Raw genomic sequence first — 25,371 nt, 5'->3', positions numbered from 1 at the left:
CGCTAATCGCATAGGGCTCGGCCCCACGTCCGGGAGGTCGCAAATGTCAGGCCGCAAGCTTCGTTGGCTGGGTTTAGGACTGGTGGCTACCGGCGGTGCCGGTATCTTGACGCTCACCGCAATGATGAATTCGGCGTTCGCCTGGGGGGACGACATCGGATTGGTCATCGGCGGCAGCGAGCTGCCCATCCCCGGCCCCGGTTACGTGGAGGCCGCTGACGGTCTCTACCTCGATAAGTTGTACCCCGACCTGACCTTCTACCAGGCCACCTCAACCGACCCCGCTTTACCAGGATTCTATGGGAACGGGCTGTTCACTCCGGAGGGGGTTTATCCGCTGTTCGGCGGCGTCCAACAGTTGTATTACAACTATCCGCTCGATTCCGATGGCCTTCCGTCCCTCACCACCTCGGTAGGCCAGGGCGCCGCCATCCTGGAAAGCACGATCCTCAGCGACGAGGCAAACGGAGACGGCTCAACGGTGTTCGGCTACTCGCAGAGTTCCACGGTCGCTGGCATCACGATGCAGCTTCTGGACCCGTACGGCACGAATGAGTCGGAGACACCTAATGCCCCGCAATTCCTGTTGCTCGCTGATCTCAACAATCCCAACGGCGGGATATTGGAGCGCTTCAACGGCTTCGAAACGACGTCGGGCCAGACCACCGTCGACCCGCTGAACCTCGCGAGTCTGGGTTTCTCGTTCGACGGCGCGACCCCTTCCGACGACTACGTGACCACCATTTACTCGCTGGAATACGACGGCTTCACGGACTTTCCGCGATACCCGCTGAACTTCCTTTCCGACCTGAACGCGTTTTTGGGTATCGAAGAACTCCACGGCACGTATCTCAACGCCGCAGCCGGCGAGACCGGCCCCACGCCTACAGACATTGCTGACGCAGTTCTGTTGCCGGGGTCGGCGGCCGACGGCACCGCGGATAGCCTGACCAACTACTACATGATTGACACGATTGACGGGGAGCCCGTGACGCCGCCGCTAGTGGGGCTGCTACCGCAACCGCTGCAAGACTTGCTGGGGCCCGACCTGACGTATCTGATCAACTTGGGCTACGGCGACGGCACTCTCGGTTACTCCGTGACGGCTGATTCACCGGCGAACGTGCCCACCCCGTTCGGGCTGTTTCCCGACGTCAGCCTGTCAACAGTGTTCAGCACACTGGTCACCGACACCGAGCAAGGCATCACGGCGTTCGAGCAGGACCTCGCGGATCCCGCCGCGTGGACGTCGTTACTGGACCCGGCATCGTCGGGGCAGAGCTTCACGGATCTGCTGTCGGCATTATCGGCCGACGCCGCTGATCCTGCCGCGACCCTTACCGACTTCGTCAACGCGATCTCAAGTGCGGCCTCCACGGCCTACTCCACGTTGCTACCGACGACGGACATCATCAACTCACTGGTGACCAGCCTGCCCGCGTATGACGTCTCGCTGTTCACAGACAACCTGTCGAACGGTGACATCCTCGACGCGCTAGGTTTGCCGCTCGCGGCTGACACTGGGATTGGCACACTGGCAGCCGGCTTCGAGGTCTCCATACTGAGCGATGCAGCCTCGCAGATCGCTGCGGACTTCTCGGGTCTGTTCTAGAAACTACGGCTCCAGCACGAGCTTGCCGAACACCCCTCCGTCGGCCAGGGCCTGCAGCGCGGCGGGTGCCTCCGAGAGCGGATAACGCTGCGGCGGTGGCGGTTTCAAGCCCAATGACACCAGCTGACTCAGACCCCAGGCGAACAGCGCCGCGGAACCGGGAACCTGATGCAGATACTCGCCCCAGGCGACACCGAGCACACCGACATTGCGCAGCAGCAGCCGGTTCACCTTGACCGTCGGAATCGCACCCGCGGCAAACCCGATGACCAGCAGCTTGCCGTCGATCGCCAACACCCGGATGGCATCGTCGAAGGCCGGCCCGCCGATCGGGTCGACCACGATGTCAACGCCGCGACCGTCGGTATGCTCGCGCACCGCTTGAGCCCAGCCGTCGGTCAATGGCAACACCACGTCGGCGCCCAGCGACTCGACGAATTCCATTGCGCCCGTCCGATGTACGACTGCAATGATCTTGCTCGCACCCATCGCCCGGGCCACCTGGATCGCCGCGGTGCCCACGCCACCGGCCGACCCGAGCACCAGCACGCTGTCACCCGGACGCATCGCGGCGCGCCGGGCCAGCGCGAAGTACATGGTGTTGTAGTTCACCAGCAGCGACACCGCCTCGGCGTCATCCAGTTCCGCCGGACTGTGGATCACGTTGGCCAACGGCGCGATCACCTTTTCGGCGTAGCCGCCGAGCACACCGAACGCCGAGACCCGGTCACCCACTGTGAATTCCGACTCTTCCGGCGCCCAGTGCACCACACCGGCGGCTTCCATACCGGGGATGAATGGCGGCGGCAGCTTGAGCTGGTACTCACCCTTGCTCAGCAGCAGGTCCGGAAAGCACACCCCGGCGGCACGGACGTCGACGATGATCGTGTCGTCGTTGCCTCTAACCTCGTCGACGTCCGTGTATACCAAGCCGGACGGCCCTGAAAGCTCCTGTACTACACAGGCTTTCATGTCTTCGTGATTACCGGATCGAGAAGTTGGCCTGCTTCGCAGCGGACAAATCGTCGATCTCGGCCCAATGTGCGGCGATCTCGTCAACGGACGGCGGTGCCTTGAAGGTGACGCCCTCGTTCTGGAACAGCGCCGTGCGCTGCACCTTGCCGCCGCCGACGATGAAAATCGAATCGGTGTCGGGCACCTCTTCGGAGCACAGGTAGGCCACCACCGGCGCAACGAAGTCCGGGGTGAGGTTTTTCAGCACCTCGGGCGGCAGGATGTCTTCGGTCATCCGGGTGGCCGCGATCGGTGCGACCGCGTTGGCCTTGATGTTGTACTTGGCGCCTTCTTGCGCCAACGTGTTGATCAGGCCGACCAGGCCCAGCTTGGCCGCACCGTAGTTGGCCTGGCCGAAGTTGCCGAACAGTCCGCTGGTGGAGGTGGCGACCACCACCCGCCCGAAGCTCTGCTCGCGGAAATGCGGCCACGCGGCGCGGATCACGTTGTAACCGCCGTACAGGTGCACCTTGAGCACCGAATCCCAGTTCTCGAACGTCATCTTGTGGAAGGTGCCGTCGCGCAGGATTCCCGCGTTACTCACCACACCGTCGACTTTGCCGAACTCGTCGATAGCGGTCTTGATGATGTTCTCCGCGCCTTCGGGGTCGGCGACGCTGTCGTAGTTGGCGGCAGCGCGGCCTCCGGCGGCCTTGATCTCTTCGACGACCTGGTCGGCCATGTTATGTCCGGCGCCGGTTCCGTCGCGGGAGCCGCCGAGGTCGTTCACGACAACGCTGGCGCCCTCCTTGGCGAGAGTCAGGGCGTATTCGCGGCCCAGGCCGCCGCCGGCTCCGGTGACGACAACGACGCGATCCTGCACTCCGGGCATGGGCTTCCTCTCTTTCTCGGGCTTCATCGCCCGACTCTTCTCACAGGCCGGTTAGGTTGTCGTGGCGACGCTAGAACAGCCGGCGCGCCAACTTCCACGCCCTATCTGTATACGGCGGGTAGACGAAGCTGGATAAGTCGGGTCGGGTCGGCTTGGTCAACACCGACTTGCGGTGGCTGAACTCATCGAAACCCCAGCGACCGTGGTAGGCGCCCATGCCCGATGCGCCGACGCCGCCGAACGGCAGCCTGGCCGTCGAGACCTGGAAGGCCAGGTGGTTAACCAACATGCCGCCCGCAGGCACCTCCTTGATCACCCGCTCACGCACCGCACGCGTCTTGGTGAACAGGTATGCCGACAGCGGCTTGGGCCGCGAGTTGACGAAACGTATTGCCTCATCGAGGGATTGGACGGTGATCACCGGCAGGATGGGGCCGAAGATCTCGTTGCTCATCAGCGGCTCGTCGGGATCGGGGTCGACGACCACGGTCGGTTCCAGGCGCAGGCCCGACGCGTCGGAGTTGCCCCCCAACGCGATCGTGCCCTTCGTCCTGGCCAGGTACCCGGTCAGTCGATCGAACTGGCGCTGGTTGACGATGCGCAGTCCGCTCTTCTCCTGAGACCGAAATGTCGTGATGGCCTGTTCAATCTTTTGGACGAGTTCGTCACGGATCTTCGCGTCGGCCAGCACGTAGTCGGGCGCCACACACGTCTGACCGGCGTTGAGCAGTTTGATCCAGGCGATCCGCTTGGCCGCGACGTCGACGTCGGCGTCCTCCGCCACGATGACGGGGCTTTTACCGCCGAGCTCGAGGGTGACCGGCGTCAGGTGCGGTGCGGCCCCCTCGTAAACCTTGCGGCCGATCTCGGTGCCGCCGGTGAAAAACACCCGGTCGAATCCCTGCGCGATCAGCTCTTGGCTCACCGCGCCGTCGCCTTCGACCACCGCGATCGCATCGCTGTCCAGGTAACGCGGCACCAGCTCGGCCATCAGCGCTGCGGACGCCGGAGCGATCTCGGATGGCTTGAGCAACACCGTGTTTCCCGCGGCGATCGCGCCCACCGCCGGGCCGAGCGTCAGATAGAACGGGTAGTTCCACGCGCCGATGATCAGCACCGTGCCGTAGGGCTCGTACTCCACCCAGCCGCGGCCGGGCAGCTGTGCCAACTCGAGCCGACGGTATTTGCGGCGCATCCACTTCTTGACGTGCTTGGCCGCATACCGGGCCTCGCCCGCGGTTGTCGCGGCGTCGGCCAGCCAGGCCTCGAACGGGCTGCGGTCCAGATCCTTGGCGAGCGCGTCGGCGATCGCCGGCTCGTTCTCGGCCATCATCTTCTCCAGCGCGCGCAACTGGGCTTGTCGCCACTCCACGCTGCGGGTTTTCCCGGTGGCGAACGTCTGCCGCAGGCCGGCGACGATTTTGGGGATGACGGAGTGGGTCGCGGGGGCACCAACGGTGGCGTTTGCGGTGACTTCGGTGGTCATCGGGCTTCCTTCCTGACCGGCGAAAGCCCAATCCTAATCAACCACCCGGTTGGGCAACAGGTGCCCTCAGGTGTCGCAGGCGCCCGCTATTACGGCTTCTCGGCGGAGACGAAAACGGCCCGGAACGTCGCGGCCACGTTGGGTTCCTCCGGCAGCGGACGACCGACTTGGGTCAGGTAGTCGCGGCCGGCTAATGCTTCGACGCGCCAGGAGTGCGTGTCGAACCAGGCTGCCGGATCGCAGCGCTCGTCCTCGGTGTACCACAGGTCGCCGGGGTCGAAGACATTCTCATCGCCGAGCCGCCGGCGCAGTTCGTCGGTCTTGGCGCGGCGTTTTTCGTATGCCTCGCGGGCCGCGTCGTCGAAGGTGAAATCCTCGATGCAGACCCGACTGCCCGGCGCGCTCAGCGCGTCGATGTCGGTGAACAACCGGTTCTCGGCCTCACCCGGCAGGAACATCAACAAGCCTTCGGCCAGCCACGCGGTCCGCTGTGCAGGGTCGAAGCCCTTGCCGCGCAATGTTTTCGGCCAATCGAACCGCAGGTCGGCCGGCACCTCGTGACGGTCGACCACCGGCTGAACGCCATGGGCCGCCAAGGTTGCGGCTTTGTACTCCAACACCTTCGGCTGGTCGACTTCGTACACGCTGGTCCCGGCCGGCCAGTCCAGCCGATAGGCCCGTGAGTCCAGCCCGGCGGCCAGAATGACGTGCTGACGGATACCCGCTGCTGCCGCCGCCCGGAAGTAGGCGTCAAAGAAGTGCGTGCGCGCGGCCTGGTAGTTGACCATGTGTGCACGGACCGCCTCCAACTCGGGATCGGCCGTGTACGTCGTCGACATCTTGGCGACCAACGCGGCGAGTTCCGGGCCGTCGATCAGCATCTGCGCGAACTCATCGCGGATCAGCGGCTGCTCGCTGGCCGTCTCGGCCGCCCGGGCGGACGCCACCATGACCGCGGTCGCGCCGACGCTGGTCGCGATGTCCCAGGTGTCGCCGTGGCTACGGCTGTTGATTGCCCGGCTCGCCCCCTCGCCGCTGCGCGGCTGGGGGGTCCCCCCGCGGGCCCCTCGCGGCCCGCATCGTCGCCGGGCGCCGGCGCAGTCACGCGCGTTCCGCGGTCACGAATTGCGCGAAGGCGTCCTTGTCGTCGGCCAGCGGAACGCCGTCCACCCAACGGTCCAGCCGGCGCATCTCGTCACCGGAGTTCTGCGCGGTGGCCCGCCAGCCGTGGTCGTTGAGCCAGTCGACGACGACCGCGCGATCGTCGTCGTGGTAGATCAGGTCCTGGATGTCGACGGTCTGCTCGATGCCGAGCTTGTCCGCCACCCCTTGGAATCGATCCCGCATCTCCTGCCGCCGCTCGTCGGCGTGGCTGGCCGCGGTTTCCACCGCAATCCGGCTGCCCGGCGGGCTCAACTCGGTGATCTGTGTGAACAGCCGGTCCTGGGCACCGGCGGGCAGATACATCAGCAGGCCTTCGGCCAGCCAGGCCGTCGGCGCTCCTGCGTCGAAGCCCGCGTCGACGAGGGCGGCCGGCCAGTCCTGACGCAGGTCGATCGGCACCTCGTGACGGTCGGCCGACGGGGTCGCGCCGTTTGCCGCCAGCGTGGCCGATTTGTAGGCCAGCACCTTGGGCTGGTCGATTTCGTACACCGTGGTGCCGGCCGGCCAGTCCAGCCGGTAGGCCCGCGAGTCCAGCCCGGACGCCAAGATCACCACCTGCCGGATTCCGGCGGCCACCGCCCCGGCGAAGTGGGCGTCGAAGAAGTGCGTCCGCACGGCCTGATAGCCGCGCATGTGTTGGAACACCGCGGCCGCCTCCGGGTCGAACGACTCCACCTTGGCGACCAGGGAGTCGTCGAGCATGCTCTCCCACACGCCGGTGCCGGCCTCGCTGACCAGCAGCCTCGCGTAGGGGTCGCGGATCAGTGCATCTGGGCGATCGGTTTCGACGGCTCGGGCGGCAGCCACCATGACCGCCGTGCTGCCGACGCTGGTGGCGATGTCCCAGGTGTCATCGTGGGTGCGCAAGGTGCGCGGTGTGCTCATGGGGTTCACGCCTCCCTACAAAGTGCGTCTGGTAATCAATCAGCTGCGCCGAGCTGGGCGCGCAGCAGCCTGGTGATGAAGGCCTCTTCGGCCAGGTCCGTAGGTATTGGCCGGCCCAGTCGACCCATTTCGTCGGCGTTGCTCACGGCGCGCACCCGCCACCCGTGCGCGGTCAGCCATTCGGCGGCATCCGCACGGTCGCTTTCCTGGTAGGTCAGCGTCTCGACGTTGATATCGAGGCCGAGGCGTTGGCGCATCCGCTCCCAGCGGACCCGCCGCGCCGCGCGGCGTCGTTCGGTATCGGCCGAACCAAGGCTGAACGCCTCAACCGCCACCTGGCTGCCGGGCACGCTCAACTCCGTGAGCATCTCGAACAGCCTGTCCTGCGCTTCGGCCGGCAGGTAGGGCAGCAGGCCCTCGGCCAGCCATGCGGTGGGTTGGCTCGGGTCGAAACCCGCGGCGGATAGCGCCGCCGGCCAGTCGTCGCGGAGATCCACCGGCACGGTCCGCCGGGTGGCTTTTGAAATCGCACCGGCCGAGTCCAACGTGGCCGTCTTGTACTCAACGACCTGGGGCTGGTCGATCTCGTAGACCGTGGTTCCGACCGGCCATTCCAGCCGGTAGGCCCGCGAGTCCAGGCCCGCGGCCAGGATGACCACCTGACGGATTCTGGCCGCGACGGCGTCGGCGAAGTAGGTGTCGAAGAAATGCGTCCGCACTGCTTGGTAGTCACAGGCCAGCCGGTGGGCGCGTCGCCCATGCTCGTCGTCACCGATCCACTCAAGACCAGGGCTGGCCAGCCGCGCCCAGGGCTGCCCGGCCGATGACACCAACACGTAGGCGAAGTCGTCCCGGATCAGCGGATCAGCTGATGCCGTCTCCACCGCGCGCGCCGCGGCGACGCTCAATGCGGTCGCGCCAACGCTTTCGGTGATGTCCCAGCTGTCCCCTTCGGTACGCACGGAGCTCACGGCGTGAAGATCAGTCATAGCGCCACCCATGTTACCGAATAGGTTAGGTAACCTATCTGTTCTGTGCGCTACATCACTGGCCCTTATTCGGGGCGCTGGGTGAGGCTGCCGGCCAGCAACCGGTGCAACTGACGGGTGACCGTTTCGATTTCATGCCGGTTCGCGACAAAGCCGGCGTAGAAACCGACTCCGAGCAAGACCGCGATCAGCAGCTCGGTGAGCGCCGAGGCATCGGTATCCGGCGCCAGCTCGCCACGCTTGATCGCGTCATCAATGGCCCAGGACAGAAATTCCCGGCTGGTGCGAACCGAGTCGGCTTCCTCGTGGCTCAGGTCGGGGTGCCGCTGCGACTCCAACGCGACGGTGATCAAAAAGGCCGCCGCTGTTCGATTTTCGATGTCGGCCTGTGTTGCGGCATCGACGAACGTGGACACCCGATCTATCAGCGTCGTCTCGCGCTGTGCCCGCTGGATACTGGCGGCGACAACCACGTCGTTGGTCTCCTTCGCCACTTCTCGATAGAGCGCGCGCTTGTTGGAGAAGTAGTGATTGATGGCGGGCCGGGTCAGGTCGGCCCGGATCGCGATCGCCTGGAAGGTGGCCGCGTCGTAACCGCGTTCGCTGAACACCTCGCGAGCGGCACGCAAAATGCGCTTCCGCGTCTCGGCCGCCTTCGCTGCAGGGGGGCGACCCGGTCCCCGGCTCGCGGGCTGGACCACGGATAAATTGTGCCATAGATCACACTTTTGCCCGCCGCGCAAGCCAAAGGCACTTGTTAGCTGACCGGTGGTCGCGCGGAGCTATGCGGCAGCAACCCGTTGGGCGGAACGCTGCCGAACTTTCCGGCCTGGAAATCTTCGAACGCTTGGATCAGCTCAGCCTTGGTGTTCATCACGAACGGGCCGTAGTGGAAGACCGGCCCCCGGATCGGCTGGCCGCCCAGGATCAGCACCTCCAACGCGGGTCGGCGCGACTCCTGTGACGGCGCGGCGGCGACGGTAATCCGGTCTCCTGGACCGAGGACCGCCAACTGGCCCTGCTGGATCGGGTGTCCGATCGGGCCGACCGATCCGCGCCCGGAAAGGACATAGACCAGCGCGTTGTAGTCGCGGTTCCATGGAATGTTCAGCCGTGCGCCAGGTTCGACGGTGGCGTGCGCCATCGTGATCGGCGTGTGCGTGACGCCGGGGCCGCGGTGACCGCCGATATCCCCTGCGATGACGCGGATCAGTGCGCCGCCGTCCTCGGAGGAGAACAAAGTGACGTCGGTGCCCGCGATGGCCTGATAGCGAGGTGCGGCGAACTTGTCCTTCTTCGGCAGGTTCACCCAGAGCTGGATGCCGTGAAACACGCCCCCGCTCTCGACCAGGTCAACCGGTGGCGTTTCGATGTGCAGGATGCCGGCACCTGCGGTCATCCATTGGGTGGCGCCGTCGGTGATCAGCCCGCCGCCGCCGTGCGAGTCCTGGTGTGCGAACCGCCCGTCGATCATGTAGGTCACCGTTTCGAACCCGCGGTGCGGATGCCAGTCGGTCCCCCTGGGCTCGCCGGGCTGGTATTCCACCTCGCCCATCTGGTCCATGTGCACGAACGGGTCCAGCGCGGCGGTGCTGACTCCGGCGAACGCCCGGACCACCGGAAATCCCTCACCCTCGTAGCCGTGCGGCCCAGTGGTGATCGAGCGGACGGGACGTTCGGTGTCGGCCGGACGCGCTGCGGACACCCGGGCCAAGGTCAATGTGTCTGCGGTTACCGCGGGCATCTGTACCTCCTAAAACTTGGTTACCCGATATAACCGGACTGCGGTCCGATTATTCCCTCGGGGGTCCCTTCAAAAGCCGCTGCTAACGTCACTGGCGATGCTGGAGGCAGAAGACACCGATCCTGAGCGCGGCGATCGATTGGGCCGCTTCATCAGAAATCTCGGATACCTCTACAAATGGCTGTTGCTGGGCGTCGTCGTCGGTGTGGTCGCCGGCTTCGGCGCCGTCGTTTTCTATCTGGCGTTGCGCTACACCACTCATTTTTTGCTGGGCTATGTGGCCGGCTACCACTTGCCCACCCCGCTGGTCGAGGGCGGGAGTCCCGGTTCTTCCCATTACCAGCGGCCGTGGGCGCTGCCGCTGGTGACGACGGCGGGCGCGCTGGTGTCCGCGTTGATCGTGGCCAAGTTTGCTCCCGAAGCCAGCGGGCACGGCACCGACAGTGCGATCGAGGCGATCCACACCGATCCGCGAGCTCAGCTGCTTCTGCAGCAGCCCAGCGACTTTGATTGCCTGCTTTTCGGTCATGCCCGGGATCGTGACCTGCGTCATGGCTACCTTCCTGAGGTCGTCCCGCACGGTCCGAGGTCGAATACCCGATGACCGCGAGCCGTAACCGCAAGACCTGTCACAGTGCGCGGATGTCCTGAACCGGCAGTCGAGCGCCTCGGCGCGGCTCGTAGGCCAGTCCGCTGGCCTCCAGCAACCGGATAACCCGGTAGCGGTGCGGCCGCATCGGCTCGAGCAGCTCGACCATGTCGGCGTCGTCGATCGGACGTCCCAAGAGCGTCCACCCGATCATCGTGGATATGTGGTAATCGCCCACCGACAAAGCGTCGGGATCGCCGAACGCACGTTGCGTCGTCTCGGCCGCCGTCCACACTCCGACTCCGGGGAGCGACGTCAGCGCCTCCCGGGCCTGCCCGGCCGGCCACGACGCCAGCCGTTCCAACGACGGCGCCCGCTGCGCGCAGCTGACGACGGTCCGGGCCCGCCCGGGATCGACGTTGGCACGGTGAAATTCCCACGACGGGATGTGCCGCCACACGTCGGCAGACGGCGGCACCCGCATCCGCGCAGGCGCAGGTCCCGGCGGCGGCGTGCCGAATTTGGTCACCAGTAGGCGCCAGGACCCGAACGCATCGGCGCCCGGTATCCGCTGCTCGATGACCGCCGGGATGAGGGCTTCCAGGACCTGACCGGTGCGCCCAAGCCGCAGGTGCGGCACTCGCCGATGCGCGGCGGCGACCGTCGGGTCGGCCGGGACGAAATCCGATGAATCGTCTTGCGCGCCCAGCATCGTCGGGAGAGCGTCGAGGAACTCCTCAGCGCCGCTCCCCCATGCGGTGCATTCGACGGCATCGGGCGCGGCGCGGGTGATTCGCGCCGTCACGGACCCGCTGCGCAACAGGCTGGTTCGCCAGATGGCGCCGTCATCAGCGACCTGATAGCAGGGATCACGCGGACCTCGGCGTAGCGGGAAAAGAGTGAGCCCGGGGCTGACCACGCCCGCGAACTTCACCGTGCGAGCGCTATCCACCACCTGCTCCCGCCCGGACGCCGCAATTGCTGATGCCGATGATCATAGGTTCGGGTCGGGGCCGCGCATGATTGACCGGTGACTGTTTTCGGGGTCAGGATGGCGGAGTGACCGTGCCGGCGACGATGCAGAGCGAAGCGATGTCGAGGAGCGGCGCCAGATGACGGCGCCGGCGACGATGCAGTGGGAGCATCTCCCGCTTGCGGGGGACGAAGCGATGCTGAGGAGCGGCGCCACATGACCACGCCGTTCGACGATCCGCAGGCCGAACTGGCGTGGATGTTCCTGCAGTGCCTGTCTGACGGCGCAGACGTCGACGAATGCTTCGGGCTGCTGAGCGACGACTTCACCTACTGGAGCATCCAGAGCCCCGAATCGGTCGACAAGGCGGCGCTGCGTCGAGAGGTCGAGCGGCGCAAGCGCCGGGTCGAGGTAAGCCTCGACTTCATCCGATGTTTCAACGACGGCGAAAGCGTGGTGATCGAGGCACAGGCCGACGGCGAGACCGCCGACGGAGTGCGCTACAACAGCCCCGCCGTCTTCATCTTCGAGACTCACGACGGCCTCATCACCTCGTTGCACGAATACAGCGACACCCGGCTCGCCGCGCAGGTGTTCGGGCCGGCTGATTCCTAATCCTGTTCGACGGTGATCTCGGCCTTGTCGGGGTAGAAGGCGACGTGACCGGCGATCGCCGCAACCGCGGGGTAGGGCTGCTCGTATGTCCAGATCGCGTCGTCGACGGTGTCACCGGCGCTGGTGGTCACACTGTAGTAACCGGCTTCGCCCTTGTACGGGCAGTACGTGCTGGTGTCGGTGCGGGTGAGCAGCTCTTGCACGACATCCTCGAGCGGAATGTATTGCACTGCAGGGTAAGTGGACTCTTGCAGCTGCAGCGCGTGGTGTGTGTCGGCGACGACCTGGCCGTTGACACGGACGACAACCCGCGCCTGGGTCGGGTTGATCGTGATCGGATGCTCGGTGGTGGGTTCCAGAACAGGCCGACTGGTCATGGTGACATCTCCTCACGTGTGGATAACTGGTGCAACACCGTGCGGCGCGCAAGATTCCCGTCGCGGGCAAAGTCAGTTCGTTCCAAATGCGTAGCGGTGGTATTGAGACATGTTGGCCACCGCCGAAACCAGCGCCATCACCTTGCCCATCAGCTTGGCGGAGCGCGGCAGCTTGTCGAAGGTGTCCGACTCGAACCACCGCTGCCAGGCCAGCAGCCGCACCCCGGGCACCGCCGCGACGATGTCGTCGGGCCCGTTGATCGCCCACCGTAAGGTGGATCCCGAGCGGCGCACCACCGAGTTGAGCACCTGCGCCTTGATCCCGAGCCAGTTGAGTGCGTCGAACTGCAGCTCACCCGAGCCGAAATGCCCCACCACCCTGCGCAGCAGCGCGATGCCGTCCTGTTCGGTGAGGTACATCGTCAGCCCCTCGCCGACCATCAGCGCCGGCCGGTCGGCGGGAATGTCGGCCAGCCACTCCGGATCGGTGACCGAGCCGGCGACGACGTGATAGTGCTCAGCGACCGGGTAGAGCTGGGTGCGAAGCGCGGCGACCTCCGGGTAGTCGACGTCGTACCACTCGACACCCGGACCTGGCTGCAGCCGGAAGAACCGACTGTCCAGACCGCAGCCCACGTGCAGCACGACGGCCTGTGGATGCGCGGCCAAGAATTGGCTGGTCCACGCGTCGAAGTGTGCGGTGCGGGCAGTCACCGACGGCGCTCGGCTCGCGGTGATAGTGGTCTTGCGCCAGTCGTAGTCGATGCGCTCGACGATCTGTTTGGCGAACCGATCACCCAGAATCGGCTCCTGGAAGTCGGCGTCCAGCGCCTTGGCGTACAACGTCGCCAGCATCGTCTGCGGCGCCCCGCTCAGGTCGATGCGCACCCGTTGGGTTGTCACTCGCCCGAGGCTAGCTCAGCCGGCGGGCGCCAACATGTCCTTCCACCCGTCGTCCCCAAGGTGGTTCGAGTCTTCGAGGGTGTACTTGCTGCCGTCGGCGCCCACGACTTCACCGCTGGATGGAACGTAGATCGCCGACGGGCTCGCCGGCGTGTAGATGCACGGATTAGGTTGCTGCCCATTGCACTGCACGGTGCCCGAGCCGGGCCGCTGCAGCGGATCGTCGACCGGTGGGGGCGGTGCCGGCAACCGATCGGCCGGTGCCGGGTTGAGCCCGTTGTTGATCGAGGGCGCCGGTATCACCTTGCCCGGGTCGACGGGTTGATCGCAGCGAGCACCGGGGGCGGGGCAGTTCCGCAGCTGATTGGGATCGCCGTACCACGGGTTGGTGCCCAACGGAACATACGGTTTGTTGTCGCGACACTCCCGTGGCGTCGCCGCGCGCTTGCCGGGAACGTCGACACACGGATAGTTACGGGCACCGCGCACCACGTTGGCCGGAGTATCTTGCGGGATCTTGCAATACGTTCCGGACGGCAGCGGCGCCATGCTGCTTTCCGCGGGCGACCGCCACTGCGACGCGGGAAGGAACCCGGTCATGCACGGCGGCGGATTATTGATCGACAGGTTGAAACCCATCAACACCGATCCGGGAGCGGACACGACCAACGTCTGCCCGACCGCGGCGATCTCCGGCAAGAACACCATCAGCTGCTCAAGACCTTTGTTGTAGCGCTTGAGCATGTCGGCAACGATCTCCAGGTTCGCCAACGTCTGCGGCAGCGATTCGCGCACGTCACCGAACACCTCGTTGACCTGATCGGCGGTCGGCGCCGCCTTCGTCAAGATGCTCTGCGCGTGTTGGTCGTTTTGTGCGATCTGCGCGGTGAGCACGTCGAGGTTGTGGGACCACCGCTCGATCGAATCACCCGAGTCGACTTGGCTGTCGATGATCGGTGCGGAGTTCTCGATGATGTCGTTGACGTCGGAGATGTTGGCCTGGAAATCACCGACGATCGACTGCGTCGAATCGACCAGACGTTGCAGCGCCGGACCCAACCCGCCAACGGCCTGCGCCGTTTCGTCCAGCAGCGACGCGATCTTGCGCTTGGGTAACACCGACAAGCCGCGGTTGGCGGCGTCCAGCGCGGGGCCTATTTCGCTGGGCACGGTGCCCTTGGTAATGGTTTGTCCGGGCTCGAAGAACTTCCCCGGATTACCCTTCGACACCAGGTCCAGGTATTGCTCACCGATCGCCGACACCGAGTGCACATTGGCTGATGCATCGATAGGAATCTTGTAACGGCTGTCGATGCTCAGTGTCGCCCGGACACCATGTTTCGTCGGCTCGACCTTGGTGACTCTGCCTATCTGGATCCCTCGGTAGGTCACATTCGACGTGCGATACAACCCGCCCGACGCCGGCAGCTCCGCGACCAACCGATACTGACCGACGCCGAGCTGGCTGGGAATGCGCAAGTAGTACCAGCCCAGCGCAACCAGCGCTGTCACCGTCAGCACGGCGAACACGATCAACTGCATGCGGATGAAGCGAGTCAACATCGCTTACTCACCCCGCTCCACGGGCGCGTCGGCCGGGTTAGGCGAGAACCGGATGTCGGGAATCATCGTTGCGGGGTCGCGACCCCACGACTGTTCGAGCGCGCGCAAGGCTCCGGAAAACCCTGTGCCGGTGAAGATTGCATTGTCGATCGTGCTTAGTGTGAGGTCCAGCGCCCCGGATACGTTGATGTAGTCGCCGCGTACGATCTTGGGCACGCTGTCGATGCTGAACGGCGGTGACAGCAAGAAGGTCAGCGCCTCAATCAAATACGGTGCGGCACGGCCCAGCTGCTTGAGCGGCCGCTGAAGCTGACTCAGATCCTGATGCAGATCGCCCTGCGCCGCCGACAACGTCTGGTCGACGACATTACTGATCCGCCCCACCGTTTCGACGGTGTTGGCAAACAGGTCGCGCTGCTTGGCGAAATGCTCCACCAACGGCGGGAATTCGGTCAGAACCTGGTCCAGCGTGTCCGTGCGGTTGCTGACATAGGACAGCAGCCGGTCGGTGGAGTCGATGGCGTGGCCGATGTCGTCGCGCTGCTGGTTCAGCCCGCGGGCGAAGGTGTCCAGCTTGCCGAGAAAATCTCGGATCTGTTGGGCCCGCCCGGCCAAAATCTTGTAGACCTCGTTTTGGATCACCGCGAGATTCGGCACACCGCCGCCGCGCAGCACCATGGCCAGGCTGGCCAGCGTCTGCTCGGTGGAGGGGTACGCCGACGCGTTGCCCAGCGGGATGGTGTCACCGTTTTTCAGTAGCTGCGGTGACGGGTCCAGTGGTGCGGCCAGTTCTACGTGCTGAGAACCCAACAGGCTGGTCTGACCGATCTTGGCGGTGGCATTCTTCGGGAGCTTGACATTTTTCTCCAAGTCCACGGTCAGGGTCGCGACCCAGTTCTTCAGGTTGATCGCGCGAACGGTGCCGACGAACACATCGGCCACCAATACGCGGCTATTACCGTTGAGCGCCAGCGAATTAGGCATCTGAACGTAGATGGTGTAGGAGCCCTTGCCACTGCCGGGACCGCCGGGCAACGGCACACTGGCGATACCACGCCAGTGCCCGCATGATGTCAGCACGACCGTAGCCGTCAGCAATGCCAACGTCTGCCAAATTCTGCGGCGCACCAGCCGCCACGACCTCACGAGCCCGGTCCAGTCGGTGCGGGCGGGCGTGCCGTCGGCGACGGCAGCGGTTGCGGGTACCACGGCGGTGGCAGCGGGTTGTTCTCGTCGTAGGCATTCGGCGGTCCGGCCATGTTCTGCCCTGGCGGTAGCGGTGCGATATTGGGCCCGCCCATGAGTTCAGCCAACGACTCGGCAGTCAACAAGTTCGCCGTAGCCGGCTGGACGTGGACCCCTTGCATGCCCGGCGCGACAATCCATCCCGGTTCGGAGTTGCGATGTGACCACGGTGTATCCCGCGAGAAGATTCCCGGGACAGTGGTGTCCTTGTAGCCCGGCGGCGGCTGCAAACGCGGCTCGGAGTAGGCGACGTTCTTGGGCAACGTGTCAGCAGAGCTGAAAAAGTTGATTCCGGACGGGAAGTAGTTGAATTTGATCGCATCCATGATCGGCGCCAGATATTGCGCACATAGCTCCGCCGAATCTTGATAGCCGAGTCGGCTACCGGACTGAATCGCGCTGCAGATGAACTGCAATGGGTTGGCGAAGTTGGTCAATGCAGCCACGCCGGTCAAGCTGCCATGTGCCGGCTCATAGATCGCGAGCACGTTGGCGGCCATGTTGGGCAGGATGTGCAGCGCAGTCTCCAAACCCTCGCGCGGTTCCGGCTGCATGATTGCGGTGGTGGCGTCGCCGAGGTTGTTGACGTCGTGTGCTAGTACCTCTCGGTTCTCGGTCAAGAATGTGCTCGCGGTGGACAGCAAGCTGTCGGTTTGTTGGATGGCGTTGGCGGCTGCCTGATCGGAACTGGTAAGCCTGTCGGTGATTTGGGACAGGTCTTTGTTCAGCGCGACGAACTGCTGATCGTCTCTGTGCAGCGCATTGACGAACAACGCCAGGCTGTGGAGCACCGAGAAGAAATCCCCGCGGCCTTCGTCCAGGGTGGTCAGTGCGGTCGACAAGCTGTCCAGCGTGTTGTTGATCTGCTTGCCCTTGCCCGCCAGCCCGTCGGCGAAGGATTCGATGACGTCGCCGAATGGCCCTTTCTTCTGATCTTTGGTCGGGCCGAGACTGCTGATGATGTGAGTGATGTTGTTGCGTAGGTCATCCCACTCGACCGGCACCTGAGTGCGGTCTTCGGGGATCACCGCATTGTCGGCCAGCACCGGTCCACCCCTATACGGTGGCTCCAACTGAATGCTTCGTGAGGCCACCAGTGTGGGGTTGAGGATCACCGCTTGCGCGCTGGCGGGCACCTTGTATTTGTTGGCGTAGTGGAAAGTCACCTTCATCTTGTCGCCGACGGGTTGGATATTGTCAATCGCGCCGACGCGGATGCCCATGATGACAACCTTGTCCCCGGCGTAGAGCGCGTTGGTTTCCGAGAAATAGGCGACCGCAGTGTTGTTGGTCAGCTTCTTGTAGAGCTGCGCACCTACCAGAGCAGCGACGAGACCGCCTGCTAGCACGAGTGATCCGATGATGACCGCGGCGCGCGACAGCCGCGGCAGCCGCAGCTTCTGGATATCGAAGATCGTGCTCATTGGCTACTCCCTCCCGTTCCTCCGGGCGTGATGAACGGCGCCGGCAGCTGCGGGCCGGGCCCTGGCGGCGCCGTGGGTCCGGGTGGCAGCCCGGGCGCGAAAGTCGACGGCGGCGGAGTGGGACCGGCCGGCTGCAAGCCCTCCCTGCGCGCACCCGGTGGCGCGTTAGGCGGCAGCGGCACCGGTGTACCCGGCACGTCCGGCGCCGGCATCCCGGGACGCCCGGCGTCCGGGACCCCCGGCGTCGGAGGCAGGCCGTTCGGCTTCGGCGGCGACGAGAGCACGTCGGGCAATGCCGGATACGGCCCGTTCGGCCCGAAGGGACCCTGCCCTTGGTCGACACCCGCACACGGCATCGGGTTGCCCGGCCGCGGGAGGAGTTCCCGCGGCGGGACGTAGGAGCACGGCGAGCCCGGCGCCACCGCGGGTCCCGGGTGATCCGGCGTGCCCTCGAGTACCCGCGGCGCCGGCGGGGGTGCACCGTTGGGGAACCGGGTGCCGTTGGGGTCGGGGAACCTGAAGGCCGGCAGGCCGGCGCTGCGCCAGAAGTCCTCCGGGTCGATCCCGCGCTTCTTGAACGCGGCATCCACCCACGGCTGCAGGATCCAGTACGGCAGCAAGTTGCCGATCATCACCTTGAAGTAGGGTCCAGAGCCGACCGCCTCGCTCAACGCCGCGGTGTAGTTGCGCAGCGTATTCAGCACGTCGGCAAGGTCTTTCTTGTGCGCAACCAGCACGTCGGTGACGGTCCGCAGCTGTTCAAGTAGGTGGTGCAGGTTTGGGTTGTCATTGATGAGACCCTTCACCTGGGTGGAAAAGGCCGACACGTTGGCCAGCAGCGCGTCAATGGCTCGTCCACGCTCGTTGAACGCGGCCAGCAACTCCTGGGTGTTCCGCAGCAGCGCGTTGATCTGTTTACTGCGGTCGCCGAGGACACCGGCCACCTTCCTGGCCTCCGCGAGCAGGTGTTTCAGTTGCTCGTCGCGCTTGCCGAGGGTGTCGGAGAACTTGGCCACCCCGTCGAGAGCCGCGCTCAGGTGCGGGTAGGTCTCTTTGACGGTCTCCGACAACACATTCAGCGATTTCTTGACCGTCTCGATGTTCCAGCCTGAGGCGGCCTTGGTGACGTCGAAGAACGCGTCATAGATCTGGTACGGGGTGGTGCTCTGCCCCAATGCCAATACGGCGCCCGGTCGCAGCGGCCGGGTACCTCGCGGCTCGATCTCGAGCACCTTCTTGCCCAGCAGCGTGTCGGTGCGGATCGCCAGCCGGCTCTCGGTACCGATGGTGCGCGTGCCCGTGGAGAACTTCATCACCACGTGGTCCCCGTCGATCTTGAGGTCTTGCACCGTGCCGACGTCCATGCCGAGAATGCGCACCTTGTCGCCCTTGCTCAATCCGCCGGAGTCGCTGAACTGGGCGTAATAGCTCGCTGTGGCGAACAGCATCGGCAGACTGCTAAAGCTCTGTCCCACACCGACAATGAGCACTACCACAGCGATGGCCAGGACTCCGACACGCACCCGGTTGGCAGGTTGCAGCGCTCTCATTGCAGCGTGCACCTCCCCGACGGCTGCGCCCAGAGCTTGATCGAACGAACCGGACCGCCCGGCTGGAGCCCGTTGACCTTGATGGCGAGGTCGCAGAGATAGAAGTTGAAAAAGTCGCCGTAGATACCGCTGGCACGCCCGATGATGTTGAACGCGTTGGGCAACTTGCCCAACATGTCACCGAGCTTGTCGCGCTGCTCGACCAGTGGCCCGACGACGGTCTCCAAGTGACCGACCGTGTCGTGCAGCAGGGCCCGGTTGTCGGCCAGCAGGTCGGCGACCGTTCCCGCCGCATCGCTGATATGCGCGGTCCCCTCGGCGAGGGGAGCGGCCCGGTCTTTTAAGCTGGTGATGAGTACCTCGAATTTATCGATCGTCTCGTCGAACTGCTTTCGATGCCTAACCGTGGTGTCCAGCACGGTGTTCAGGTTGGTGATCACCTCACCGATCGCCTGGTCGCTTTCGGCCAAGCGGTCGGTCAGTTGGGCGGTCTGATCCAGGATGTCTTTGATGGTGCCGCCCTCGCCCTGGAAGACGGTGATGATCGATGAGGCGATGGTGTTGACCTTCTGCGGATCCAGAGCTCGGAACAGCGGCTTGAAGCCACCGATGAGCGCATCGAGGTCCAGGGCCGGCTCGGTGCGGGATAGCGGAATGAATCCGCCTGGCGGCAACACTCTTTCGGCGCTTTCCCCGGTTCCTCGGCTGAGTTCCAGATATCGGTTGCCGATGAGATCCTGGTAGCGGATCTCCGCGGTCGTCGATTGATACAGCGGCACCGAGCGGTCGATGGAGAAATCGACGCGTATCCGCTTGTCCCCTTCGACCAGGTCAACCTTTTTGACCTTGCCGATTTCCACGCCTGACGCGCGGACGAACTGACCGGCACGTAATCCGCTGGCGTTGGTGAACTCTGCGGAATAGGTGTTGGTTTGGTCGAAGCGGATCTGACCGAACACCACGACGATGACTGCGGTGAGCAACAACTGCACGGATGCGACAGCCGCAACCCGGATGAGCGTACCGGTGATCTTCATGGGTTGATCGTGTTCTCCCCGTACTGGCGCCCCCAGACGTATTCGCTGGCGAGGGGCTGGCTGAGCTCGAAGTGGTTGTAGGGCGCAATGCTGTTGCCGGAATCCATCACCAAATACGGTGCCGGCCACAGATCACGGGTGATCGGCTGCCAGCAACCCGGCGCGCCGCCGGGTCCGCCCCGCCCGTTCACCCGCGGCAAATTGTCCGGATACACGTAAGGGTTCTCTGTTCCGGCAGGCGCAACGCCGAGCTGCGCCGAGTAATGGTTGCCGCTTTCCAGCACCGCAACTTTCGGGGCAAGATCGGCGAAGTTGCGGAGGGTGCAGAAGACCTCCGGACTGTAGGTGTCGAGTAGGTGGGCGGTCGGTGATAGGTCAGCGAGGAGGCGGATCAAGTACGGCTTGCTGCGGGTGAAAATGTCTTCCCCGGTGCTGGCGAAGCCGGACGCGGCCAACAACGCGGCGTCCAGTTCGGCCTGATGCCTGTTGAGCGTGCGCGCCGTCGTCACCGCATTGTTAAGCGCGTCAAAGAGATCCGGTGCGGCGTTGGCATAGACATCGCCGAGAGCCGCAAGCTGTTGAATGTCGTGGCGGATCACCGGCATTTGTGGATTCAGGTCGTCGAGGATCCTGTTGCCGTTGACGATCGACTGACCGAACTTTTCGCCCAAACCGCTTAACGCCTGCGCCGCCGCGCTCAGCGTGAGGTTCACCTTGACCGGGTCGATGCTCTGCGAAAGCTCTACGAGTGTCTGGAACACCGTATTGAACTCCGTCGTGATTGATGTCGCGTCAATCACTGTCGCGGGTGTGATCGGCTGCGACGAAGGGTCTTTCGGAGAGGTGAACGACACATACTTGTTGCCGAACACCGTGGTCGCCTGGATTTTCGCGACGACGTTGGCCGGAAGGAGGTCGACGTACTTCGGATCGACATCGAGCGCGAATTTGGCCGCCGGCTTACCGTGATGCTCGACCTCGGAAATACCGGCTACCCGACCGATGCTCACGCCGTTGTAGGTGACCTTCGAACCCCGATCCATTACCAGACCGGCACGGGATGCCAGCATCGTCAGCCGGGTCTTGGCGGTGAAGTCGCCGCGAAACTGCCCGTATATCAACGCAAACACCAGTGCGCAAGCCAGAAACAGCCCCACCGCCGCCAAGGTGTCCGGCCAGGTTCGGGGCTTGCGGTCCTTCTCCTTTTTCACGGGAATTGTCATGCCCCGCTACACCGTGAGGTTGAAGTTCGGGTCGACGCCGTAGAGCGCGAGCGACGTCAGCAAGACGACCATCACCGTTGACACCAACGAGAAGCGCATCGATCGGCCGACGGCCTCACCCACACCGACCGGGCCACCGCTGGCGTTATATCCGTAGTAGCAGTGGGTGATCATCACGATCACCGCCATGACGATGACCTCCGCGCCCGACCAGAACACGTCCTCGGTGCGCAGGAATGTTCGGAAGTAGTGCTCGTAGGTGCCCACCGACTGGCCGTAGAACAACGTGGTGACAACCTGTCCGGACAGGAACGACATCACGAGCGCCATCGCATAGAGCGGGACGACCACCACCAGCCCGGCCATCAGCCGGGTGGACACCAGGAACGCGACCGACTTGATGCCCATCACCTCGAGCGCGTCGATCTCCTCGCTGATCCGCATGGCCCCCAGTTCGGCGGTCGCACCGGCACCCACGGTGGCCGCGAGGGAGACACCGGTCACCACGGCCGTGACCACGCGTACGTTGGCCAACGCCGCGAAGAATCCGGTGAACGCCTCTACCCCGATGTTGCCCAACGACGCGAAGCCTTGGATGGCGATCAGCGAGCCGCCGGACAACGTCACGAAACCGACGATCGCCGCGGTACCGCCGACGACAGCCATCGCACCGGTACCCATGCCGATCTGGGCGATCAGTCGCAGTGTCTCCCTGCGATAGTGCCGCAGCGCCCACCCAATCGACCAGCCGCCGATAACGGCGAACCTGGTGAGGTGCCCGGCCTGGTTGACGGCTCGGACGGTGCCGCCGACATAGTGGTTGAAGTTCGCGACAGCGCGTGGATAACGCGCCTGTACAACAGCGGCTGCTGAAACATTAGCCATGTCAGCGGCCCGTCCCGAACCGCACGCCGATGGTGGTCAGCACGACGTTGACGGCGAACAGCGCGAGCACGCACAACACCAACGTCTCGTTGACGGCGACGCCCACTCCCTTGGGGCCACCCTTTGTCGTCAGCCCGCGGTAGCAGCCCACCAGGCCCGCGATCGTTCCGAATATCGCGGCCTTGATGGTCGCAATGACGACCTCGGGCAGGCCGGTGACCAGGGTCAGCGTGGCGAGATATGCACCGCCAGATACATTCTGCAGACCGACGCCGAAGATGAAGCCGCCGACCAAACCGATGGTGATAACGGTTCCGTTGAGCAGGGTGGCGACGACGGTCGCCGCCACCACCCGCGGCACTACCAGCCGGTGGATGGGGTCGATGCCGAGCACCTCCATCGCGTCGATTTCCTCGCGAATGGTGCGCGCACCCAAGTCGGCGCAGATGGCGGTCGACCCGGCGCCGGCCACCACCAACACGGTGGTCAGCGGACCCAGTTGGGTGACCGCACCCAACGCCGCACCTGCACCCGAGATGTCGGCAGCGCCAAATGCGGCCAGCAGAGTGTTGAGCGTGAAGACGATCAGCACCGTCAGCGGTATCGAGACCGCGATGGTGGGTAGCATCGCGACTCTGGTGATGAACCAGCTCTGGACGATGCACTCGCGCCAGTGAAACGGTTTACGAAACAACGCTTTTCCGGCCAGTACGCACATATGGGCGAAGCCGCCGATCGTCGCCAGCGGAGGCTCGAGCTGGTCACGCACGTAGTCGGTGAGCCGGGCCGGCGTCGTCGTTGTCACCGCCGCCTCACCGCAGAACGCGATTGCGTGAGGTAACCCACAGTCACCATGCGTCACACTATGTAGCAAAAATCACTTCAGCTACATAAGACACGCGGAGAGTCTGGTTTAGTTAAGTTAAGCGCGATTCCGGCTCACTCGGATGGCGCCGTCTTACTGTTTGCCTGGCGTTCTTCAGGCCAGCCCAGAACCGCGCGGCCTCCCGGATGGACTCCTCGACCGGCCTTGGCTGCCAACCCAGTTCGCGGCCGGCCTTGCTGTGGTCGACGTGGGCTTCGGCCCGCATCATCCGCACCGACGCCAGGCTCAGTTCGGCATCTTTACCGGTCAGCCGGGCTCTGAGGCTGCCCAGCGCGCCCAGCCCGTAGAGCGCCGGCACCGAGATGGACCGCCGTGGCGGCGGCACACCGGCTTCGTCGGCCGCGATCTTGACGACCTCCTTCAGCGGAATCATCCGTTCGGAAATGAGGTACCGCTCACCGTTGCGCCCATGCTCGGCGGCCAGCAGCAAAGCCCTGGCCGCGTCGTCGACACCGACGACCTCCAACTGGATGCCGTTCATCAGAAAAGGCAGCTTGCCGAAGACCGCGCCGGCGATGAACGCACCGTGCGGCGTGCGGCCCCAGTCACCGCCGCCATAGGTGGTCGAGACACACATCGCGACGGCGGGCAAACCGTTTTCCGATGCGTATCGCAGCACCATGTCCTCGGCCTGGACCCTCGACTCGACATAGGGGGTGAGCCCGCGGCGGTCGATCTGGTCGTCTTCGGTTGCCACGTGGCCGTGCCGACGGCCCACCGTCGCATAGCTACTGGTGAACACGAACCGCTGCAGCTTTGCGGCGATTGGTTTTTCGACGGCGACGTCGAGGACGTTCCGCAACCCCTCGACGTTGGTGCGAAAGAGCGGTGCAGGGTCTTGCAGCCACGCCCGGGTGTCGACCACGCAGTAATGCACCTCGTCGCAACCGTCCATCGCTTGCCGCACGGTGGCGGTGTCGAAGACGTCACCGTGGAATCGGGTGACCTCGAGATCGTCGATGCTGCGGGTATTGGCGGTCGGGCGCACCATGGCACGCACGTCGGCGCCCGCGGCGACGAGTTGGCGGGTGACATGCGAGCCCAGGAATCCGTTGGCGCCGATGACCAGCTTGGGTGCGCTCACGCTGAACCTCCGTACTGACGCAGCCACCGGGCGGCATCGTCGTCGAGCGTGCCCAACGCCTCCGCTTTCTTGCACCACTTGATCGCCGCCCGCAGAAAGCGCAGCGGGTTGTAGATGTCTTCTTGCCGGCACCACTGGCCGTCGCCCGCGTAGGTGATGATCGAGATGTTCGTTGCGCTGATGATGGTGCCGTCACCGGGGTCGCGCATCGGGTTGTCCAGCTCGCAGATGATCCGACCGGTGGGCTCGTCGATGACCGACCACAGCGACGGGAAGGCCGTCATATGGCTGCCCGGAAAGGTCGACATCGTCTCGCGGATCCAGGTGAGTACCTGATCGCGGCCCTTCATGGTGCCTGCGGCGTGCTCGATGTAGTCGACGTCCGGGGTGTACTGCTGCACCCAGGCATCCCAATTCCTGGTCTCGGCGGCGCGGGCCACTGTCTGCTCGAAACTCTCGAACGCGGCGGCCAGCTCGTCGCGGGTAAAAACCTGCTCCACGCAAGAAACTAGAACACGTTCTATCGCGGTTTGTCGAGCAACTGTCCGAACACACGACCGGCGACCGGCGCTTCTGGCAGCCGGTACCGCAACACGGGATAATCCGAAGAATGACGGACTACAGCAAGGCAATACTGGCCGGCGGCTGCTTTTGGGGCATGCAGGACCTGATCCGCAAGCAGCCCGGCGTGGTTTCGACCAGGGTCGGCTATACCGGCGGTGACGTTCCCCACGCGACCTACCGCAACCACGGAACGCACGCCGAAGCCATCGAGATCATCTATGACCCGGCACGCACCGACTTCCGCACGCTGCTGGAATTCTTTTTCCAGATCCACGATCCGACCACCAAGAACCGGCAGGGCAACGACGTCGGGGCCAGCTACCGCTCTGCGATCTTCTACGTCGACGAGGAGCAGAAGCGCATTGCGTTGGACACCATCGCAGACGTCGAGGCGTCCGGCCTATGGCCCGGCACGGTGGTGACCGAAGTCAGCCCCGCCCGCGACTTCTGGGAGGCCGAGCCCGAGCACCAGGACTATCTGGAGCGCTATCCCAGCGGCTATACGTGCCATTACGTCCGGCCCGGCTGGAAGCTGCCGCGTCGCGCCGCGGCCGACCGCTAACGAGCCGACTCGCAGCCACGGGCTCCCGAGCGAAACCCCTGACTGCTCGTGCAAAACCGAACATGCCGGCGGCGCTGCCCACCAATAGGGTGCCGCCGGTCGGTGCTTCGATGAACAACCGCGGAACGAGACCGAGACTACTTTATCAATCTTTAACTTGATTTT

The 25,371-nt window shown here is 64.6% G+C and carries 24 protein-coding genes and 1 pseudogene; 4 read left to right on the top strand and 21 right to left on the bottom strand.

Features of this window, described 5'->3' with window-relative positions; all coding sequences use genetic code 11:
• Positions 1–43 precede the first annotated feature (43 nt).
• Positions 44–1,612 carry a PE-PPE domain-containing protein gene (locus tag ACLQI9_RS24315; RefSeq protein ID WP_442382992.1) on the top strand — a complete coding sequence of 523 codons (1,569 nt, stop codon included), beginning with the start codon at positions 44–46 and terminating at the stop codon, positions 1,610–1,612.
• A 3-nt stretch (positions 1,613–1,615) separates the two neighbouring features.
• Here the strand turns inward: ACLQI9_RS24315 and ACLQI9_RS24310 are convergent, their stop codons facing one another.
• The 8 genes from ACLQI9_RS24310 to ACLQI9_RS24275 all read right to left on the bottom strand — a co-directional run bounded on the left by ACLQI9_RS24310 (position 1,616) and on the right by ACLQI9_RS24275 (position 9,726).
• Positions 1,616–2,584, bottom strand: coding sequence for an NADPH:quinone oxidoreductase family protein (locus ACLQI9_RS24310; RefSeq protein ID WP_442382990.1), 969 nt, complete (start codon positions 2,582–2,584; stop codon positions 1,616–1,618).
• Between the two features lie 10 nt (positions 2,585–2,594).
• Positions 2,595–3,458 carry an SDR family oxidoreductase gene (locus ACLQI9_RS24305; RefSeq protein WP_442382988.1) on the bottom strand — a complete coding sequence of 288 codons (864 nt, stop codon included), beginning with the start codon at positions 3,456–3,458 and terminating at the stop codon, positions 2,595–2,597.
• 70 nt (positions 3,459–3,528) lie between these two features.
• Positions 3,529–4,944 (bottom strand): aldehyde dehydrogenase family protein, encoded by a 1,416-nt coding sequence (locus ACLQI9_RS24300; protein ID WP_442382986.1) that lies wholly within the window; start codon positions 4,942–4,944, stop codon positions 3,529–3,531.
• A gap of 89 nt (positions 4,945–5,033) precedes the next feature.
• The gene (locus ACLQI9_RS24295; protein WP_442382984.1) at positions 5,034–5,894 is read right to left on the bottom strand and encodes an SAM-dependent methyltransferase; all 861 of its coding nucleotides are present in this window, start codon (positions 5,892–5,894) and stop codon (positions 5,034–5,036) included.
• Positions 5,895–6,045: 151 nt separating this feature from the next.
• Positions 6,046–6,975, bottom strand: coding sequence for a class I SAM-dependent methyltransferase (locus ACLQI9_RS24290; RefSeq protein WP_442383010.1), 930 nt, complete (start codon positions 6,973–6,975; stop codon positions 6,046–6,048).
• 53 nt (positions 6,976–7,028) lie between these two features.
• On the bottom strand, positions 7,029–7,982 hold the full coding sequence (locus ACLQI9_RS24285; RefSeq protein WP_442382982.1) for a class I SAM-dependent methyltransferase: 954 nt from the start codon (positions 7,980–7,982) through the stop codon (positions 7,029–7,031).
• A 65-nt stretch (positions 7,983–8,047) separates the two neighbouring features.
• Positions 8,048–8,683, bottom strand: a complete 636-nt coding sequence (locus tag ACLQI9_RS24280; RefSeq protein ID WP_442382980.1) for a TetR/AcrR family transcriptional regulator — start codon at positions 8,681–8,683, stop codon at positions 8,048–8,050.
• A gap of 56 nt (positions 8,684–8,739) precedes the next feature.
• On the bottom strand, positions 8,740–9,726 hold the full coding sequence (locus ACLQI9_RS24275; protein ID WP_442382978.1) for a pirin family protein: 987 nt from the start codon (positions 9,724–9,726) through the stop codon (positions 8,740–8,742).
• A 97-nt stretch (positions 9,727–9,823) separates the two neighbouring features.
• On the opposite strand from ACLQI9_RS24275, the pseudogene ACLQI9_RS24270 reads away from it, so the two are divergent.
• Positions 9,824–10,204: pseudogene (locus ACLQI9_RS24270) on the top strand (chloride channel protein); the annotation flags it as partial.
• A 151-nt stretch (positions 10,205–10,355) separates the two neighbouring features.
• On the opposite strand, the gene ACLQI9_RS24265 reads toward ACLQI9_RS24270, so the two are convergent.
• Complete coding sequence (locus tag ACLQI9_RS24265; RefSeq protein ID WP_442382976.1) at positions 10,356–11,267, bottom strand: DNA-3-methyladenine glycosylase family protein; 912 nt, start codon at positions 11,265–11,267, stop codon at positions 10,356–10,358.
• Positions 11,268–11,504: 237 nt separating this feature from the next.
• On the opposite strand from ACLQI9_RS24265, the gene ACLQI9_RS24260 reads away from it, so the two are divergent.
• Positions 11,505–11,903: a nuclear transport factor 2 family protein gene (locus tag ACLQI9_RS24260; protein WP_442382974.1), complete on the top strand. Its 399-nt coding sequence runs from the start codon at positions 11,505–11,507 to the stop codon at positions 11,901–11,903.
• Here the strand turns inward: ACLQI9_RS24260 and ACLQI9_RS24255 are convergent.
• The 12 genes from ACLQI9_RS24255 to ACLQI9_RS24200 form a co-directional block, all read right to left on the bottom strand.
• Complete coding sequence (locus ACLQI9_RS24255) at positions 11,900–12,280, bottom strand: DUF427 domain-containing protein (RefSeq protein WP_442382972.1); 381 nt, start codon at positions 12,278–12,280, stop codon at positions 11,900–11,902. The genes ACLQI9_RS24260 and ACLQI9_RS24255 overlap by 4 nt on opposite strands.
• A gap of 72 nt (positions 12,281–12,352) precedes the next feature.
• On the bottom strand, positions 12,353–13,168 hold the full coding sequence (locus ACLQI9_RS24250) for a class I SAM-dependent methyltransferase (RefSeq protein WP_442383008.1): 816 nt from the start codon (positions 13,166–13,168) through the stop codon (positions 12,353–12,355).
• Between the two features lie 30 nt (positions 13,169–13,198).
• Positions 13,199–14,746 carry a virulence factor Mce family protein gene (locus ACLQI9_RS24245; RefSeq protein ID WP_442382970.1) on the bottom strand — a complete coding sequence of 516 codons (1,548 nt, stop codon included), beginning with the start codon at positions 14,744–14,746 and terminating at the stop codon, positions 13,199–13,201.
• Positions 14,747–14,749: 3 nt separating this feature from the next.
• A complete protein-coding gene (locus ACLQI9_RS24240) occupies positions 14,750–15,892 on the bottom strand; it encodes a virulence factor Mce family protein (protein ID WP_442383006.1) in 1,143 nt (380 codons plus the stop codon).
• Positions 15,889–17,415, bottom strand: coding sequence for a virulence factor Mce family protein (locus ACLQI9_RS24235; protein ID WP_442382968.1), 1,527 nt, complete (start codon positions 17,413–17,415; stop codon positions 15,889–15,891). Before ACLQI9_RS24235 ends, ACLQI9_RS24240 begins: the two co-directional genes overlap by 4 nt.
• Entirely contained in the window at positions 17,412–18,965 is a 1,554-nt protein-coding gene (locus ACLQI9_RS24230) for an MCE family protein (protein ID WP_442382966.1), read from the bottom strand. The genes ACLQI9_RS24235 and ACLQI9_RS24230 overlap by 4 nt, the downstream gene beginning before the upstream one ends.
• Positions 18,962–20,002, bottom strand: coding sequence for a virulence factor Mce family protein (locus tag ACLQI9_RS24225; RefSeq protein ID WP_442382964.1), 1,041 nt, complete (start codon positions 20,000–20,002; stop codon positions 18,962–18,964). The genes ACLQI9_RS24230 and ACLQI9_RS24225 overlap by 4 nt, the downstream gene beginning before the upstream one ends.
• Positions 19,999–21,225 (bottom strand): MCE family protein, encoded by a 1,227-nt coding sequence (locus ACLQI9_RS24220; protein WP_442382962.1) that lies wholly within the window; start codon positions 21,223–21,225, stop codon positions 19,999–20,001. The genes ACLQI9_RS24225 and ACLQI9_RS24220 overlap by 4 nt, the downstream gene beginning before the upstream one ends.
• Before the next feature lie 6 nt (positions 21,226–21,231).
• On the bottom strand, positions 21,232–22,110 hold the full coding sequence (locus ACLQI9_RS24215; protein ID WP_442382960.1) for an ABC transporter permease: 879 nt from the start codon (positions 22,108–22,110) through the stop codon (positions 21,232–21,234).
• Position 22,111: 1 nt separating this feature from the next.
• Complete coding sequence (locus tag ACLQI9_RS24210; protein ID WP_442383004.1) at positions 22,112–22,828, bottom strand: MlaE family ABC transporter permease; 717 nt, start codon at positions 22,826–22,828, stop codon at positions 22,112–22,114.
• Positions 22,829–23,027: 199 nt separating this feature from the next.
• On the bottom strand, positions 23,028–24,080 hold the full coding sequence (locus ACLQI9_RS24205; protein WP_442382958.1) for an NAD-dependent epimerase/dehydratase family protein: 1,053 nt from the start codon (positions 24,078–24,080) through the stop codon (positions 23,028–23,030).
• Positions 24,077–24,580, bottom strand: a complete 504-nt coding sequence (locus ACLQI9_RS24200) for a nuclear transport factor 2 family protein (RefSeq protein WP_442382956.1) — start codon at positions 24,578–24,580, stop codon at positions 24,077–24,079. The genes ACLQI9_RS24205 and ACLQI9_RS24200 overlap by 4 nt, the downstream gene beginning before the upstream one ends.
• Before the next feature lie 110 nt (positions 24,581–24,690).
• On the opposite strand from ACLQI9_RS24200, the gene msrA reads away from it, so the two are divergent.
• Positions 24,691–25,206, top strand: a complete 516-nt coding sequence (msrA, locus tag ACLQI9_RS24195; protein ID WP_442382954.1) for a peptide-methionine (S)-S-oxide reductase MsrA — start codon at positions 24,691–24,693, stop codon at positions 25,204–25,206.
• Positions 25,207–25,371: the final 165 nt, after the last annotated feature.

The organism is Mycobacterium sp. (genome assembly GCF_052143115.1).
In the GTDB taxonomy this organism is placed as follows: domain Bacteria; phylum Actinomycetota; class Actinomycetes; order Mycobacteriales; family Mycobacteriaceae; genus Mycobacterium.
Note: the sequence above shows the minus strand (reverse complement) of the source record. Positions and strands in the feature narration are given on the sequence as shown.

Excerpts from the sequence above, each read along its gene's own strand:
- ACLQI9_RS24255 (WP_442382972.1), bottom strand. The coding sequence starts at position 12,280 with ATGACCAGTCGGCCTGTTCTGGAACCCACCACCGAGCATCCGATCACG.
- ACLQI9_RS24305 (WP_442382988.1), bottom strand. The coding sequence starts at position 3,458 with ATGCCCGGAGTGCAGGATCGCGTCGTTGTCGTCACCGGAGCCGGCGGC.
- ACLQI9_RS24285 (WP_442382982.1), bottom strand. The coding sequence starts at position 7,982 with ATGACTGATCTTCACGCCGTGAGCTCCGTGCGTACCGAAGGGGACAGC.
- ACLQI9_RS24215 (WP_442382960.1), bottom strand. The coding sequence starts at position 22,110 with ATGGCTAATGTTTCAGCAGCCGCTGTTGTACAGGCGCGTTATCCACGC.
- ACLQI9_RS24235 (WP_442382968.1), bottom strand. The coding sequence starts at position 17,415 with ATGAGCACGATCTTCGATATCCAGAAGCTGCGGCTGCCGCGGCTGTCG.
- ACLQI9_RS24210 (WP_442383004.1), bottom strand. The coding sequence starts at position 22,828 with ATGTGCGTACTGGCCGGAAAAGCGTTGTTTCGTAAACCGTTTCACTGG.
- ACLQI9_RS24315 (WP_442382992.1), top strand. The coding sequence starts at position 44 with ATGTCAGGCCGCAAGCTTCGTTGGCTGGGTTTAGGACTGGTGGCTACC.
- ACLQI9_RS24225 (WP_442382964.1), bottom strand. The coding sequence starts at position 20,002 with ATGAAGATCACCGGTACGCTCATCCGGGTTGCGGCTGTCGCATCCGTG.
- ACLQI9_RS24300 (WP_442382986.1), bottom strand. The coding sequence starts at position 4,944 with ATGACCACCGAAGTCACCGCAAACGCCACCGTTGGTGCCCCCGCGACC.
- ACLQI9_RS24295 (WP_442382984.1), bottom strand. The coding sequence starts at position 5,894 with ATGGTGGCGTCCGCCCGGGCGGCCGAGACGGCCAGCGAGCAGCCGCTG.
- ACLQI9_RS24275 (WP_442382978.1), bottom strand. The coding sequence starts at position 9,726 with ATGCCCGCGGTAACCGCAGACACATTGACCTTGGCCCGGGTGTCCGCA.
- ACLQI9_RS24230 (WP_442382966.1), bottom strand. The coding sequence starts at position 18,965 with ATGAGAGCGCTGCAACCTGCCAACCGGGTGCGTGTCGGAGTCCTGGCC.
- ACLQI9_RS24260 (WP_442382974.1), top strand. The coding sequence starts at position 11,505 with ATGACCACGCCGTTCGACGATCCGCAGGCCGAACTGGCGTGGATGTTC.
- ACLQI9_RS24220 (WP_442382962.1), bottom strand. The coding sequence starts at position 21,225 with ATGACAATTCCCGTGAAAAAGGAGAAGGACCGCAAGCCCCGAACCTGG.
- ACLQI9_RS24245 (WP_442382970.1), bottom strand. The coding sequence starts at position 14,746 with ATGTTGACTCGCTTCATCCGCATGCAGTTGATCGTGTTCGCCGTGCTG.
- ACLQI9_RS24310 (WP_442382990.1), bottom strand. The coding sequence starts at position 2,584 with ATGAAAGCCTGTGTAGTACAGGAGCTTTCAGGGCCGTCCGGCTTGGTA.
- msrA (WP_442382954.1), top strand. The coding sequence starts at position 24,691 with ATGACGGACTACAGCAAGGCAATACTGGCCGGCGGCTGCTTTTGGGGC.